Source organism: Streptomyces bohaiensis, from assembly GCF_012033785.1.
Taxonomy (GTDB): Bacteria; Actinomycetota; Actinomycetes; order Streptomycetales; family Streptomycetaceae; genus Streptomyces; species Streptomyces bohaiensis.
This window is the reverse complement of sequence record NZ_JAAVJC010000461.1, coordinates 1-2074: the sequence shown is the minus strand read 5'-3', so window position 1 is coordinate 2074 and position 2074 is coordinate 1. Positions and strand designations below refer to the sequence as shown.

At 76.4% G+C, this 2074-nt stretch carries 2 protein-coding genes; one reads left to right on the top strand and one right to left on the bottom strand.

Translation table 11 applies throughout. From position 1 onward, the window contains the following. Positions 1 to 156: 156 nt before the first annotated feature. Positions 157 to 384, top strand: coding sequence for a hypothetical protein (locus HCN52_RS23935; RefSeq protein WP_209314936.1), 228 nt, complete (start codon positions 157 to 159; stop codon positions 382 to 384). A gap of 72 nt (positions 385 to 456) precedes the next feature. Here the strand turns inward: HCN52_RS23935 and HCN52_RS23930 are convergent, their stop codons facing one another. After that, on the bottom strand, positions 457 to 1848 hold the full coding sequence (locus tag HCN52_RS23930) for an FAD-dependent oxidoreductase (protein ID WP_209314937.1): 1392 nt from the start codon (positions 1846 to 1848) through the stop codon (positions 457 to 459). Between the last annotated feature and the right edge of the window lie 226 nt (positions 1849 to 2074).

The window sequence follows — 2074 nt, the reverse complement described above, 5'->3', positions numbered from 1 at the left end:
GGGAAGGTGGCGTAGTCCCCGGCGATGTTGGAGCCGATGATCTGGCCGTGCTTGTTGGCGTGGGTGCCGAGCGGCACGTGCCCGGCCGTCGCGGAGCTGTGGCGGCAGGGCCCCGGGGTGGTACTGCCGTGCGGGGTGCAGGCGTACGGCCCGGACGTGCTGCCCGAACGCAACGCGACCTACGAGGTGGCCCGCTGGGCACCGGAGTGGGTGCTGGTGGGGGACGACAGCGGCGGCACCGGGCTGTTCATGCGCCGCCACGGCCCCGACCGCACCTCGGTCCACCTGCTAGGGCTCGGGGCCGTCGAACCGGACGTGGCGGCGGCCGGGGAACGGGTGACCGGCGATCTCGGCGCGTGGCTGGCGGCGGGCGCCCCGCGCTGACGGGCAGCGCGGGGCGCGAGGTGGCGAAAGCGCGCGGGGGCACGGCCCGCTCACCGCGCCCTCCCGGCGGCGTCAGCCCGCCGCCCGCACCGCCGCGGCGGCCTTGCGCGCCGCCACCTGCACCGGGTCGTAGGTGGGCGAGAACGGCGGGGCGTACCCGAGGTCGAGCATCACGACGTCGGTGACGGTCATGCCGGCGGTGAGCGCCGCCGCGACGACGTCGACCCGCTTCGCGGCGACCTCCCGGCCGACGATCTGCGCGCCGAGGAGCCGGCCGGTCCGCCGCTCGGCCAGCATCTTCACGTGCATCGGCTGCGCGCCGGGGTAGTAGCCGGCCCGGCTGGTCGCCTCCACGGTCACGGCCACGTACTGCAGGCCCGCCTCGGTGGCCTCGGCCTCCAGCAGCCCGCTCCGGGCGATCTCCAGCTCGCAGACCTTGCTGACGGCGGTGCCGACCACCCCGGGGAAGGTGGCGTAGTCCCCGGCGATGTTGGAGCCGATGATCTGGCCGTGCTTGTTGGCGTGGGTGCCGAGCGGCACGTGCCGGGTCATACCGGTGAGCCGGTGCTCCACCTCGACGCAGTCGCCGCCCGCCCAGATGTGGCGGTGGCCGCGGACCTGCATGGCACGGTCGGTGAGCAGCCCGCCGGAGGCGCCCAGCGGCAGACCGGCCTCCTCGGCGAGCGCGGTGCGCGGGCTGGTGCCGAGGCCGAGGACGACCAGGTCGGCGGGGTGGCGGCCGGTGGCGGTGCGCACCGCGCGCACGGCGCCGTCGTCGCCGGTCTCGATCTCGGTGACCGCCTGGCCCATGACGGTCTCGATGCCCATGCCGTTCATGGCCTCGCGGACCAGCGCGCCCATGTCGGGGTCGAGCGTCGTCATGGGCTCCGGGGCGCGGTCGACGAGGGTGACGCGGAAGCCGCGCCGCACCAGCGCCTCGGCCATCTCGATGCCGATGTAGCCGGCGCCGACCACGACGGCGAGTGGTGACGAGGCGGGGTCGCCGTCACCGGCGGCGTCCGGGGCGAGGCGGGCGATGGCGTCGCGGAGCGCCTCGCCGTCGGTGAGGTCCTGCACGCCGTGCACGCCCTCGGCGTCGATCCCGGGGATCGGCGGCCGCAGCGGGGTCGCGCCGGTGGCGAGGACGAGGTCGTCGTAGGCGTGCCACTCCTCAGCTCCCGAGGAGTCGCGGGTCCGCACCCGGTTGTCGTCGGGGTCGAGGGCGATCACCTCGGTGCGGGTGCGCACATCGACCCCGCGACGGCGGTGCTCCTCGGGGGAGCGCGCGACGAGCTGCTCCCGCTCCTCGACGTCACCGGCCACCCAGTAGGGGATGCCGCAGGCCGAGTAGGAGGTGTGGTCCCCGCGCTCGAAGGCGATGATCTCCAGCTCGTCGGCGGACAGCAGTCGCCGGGCCTGGGCCGCCGCGGACATCCCGGCGGCGTCCCCGCCGACCACCACCATGCGTCGTGCAGCGCTCACCGGCGCCTCTCCCTTCGGTGTGCCCCGTCCGGGCGGGGCGGGTCGTACGGGCGCCCGCCGACCCGGGGCGGATCGTACGGCTCACGCGCCGCGCCGCCCGGTCCGGGACCGGGCGGCTGATCCGCCGCTGCCCGGCGGCGGTGGCAGCCAAACACCGCGGCCCACCGCACCCCGACCACGGCGCCGACCGTCGCGGACGGCGCGGCGC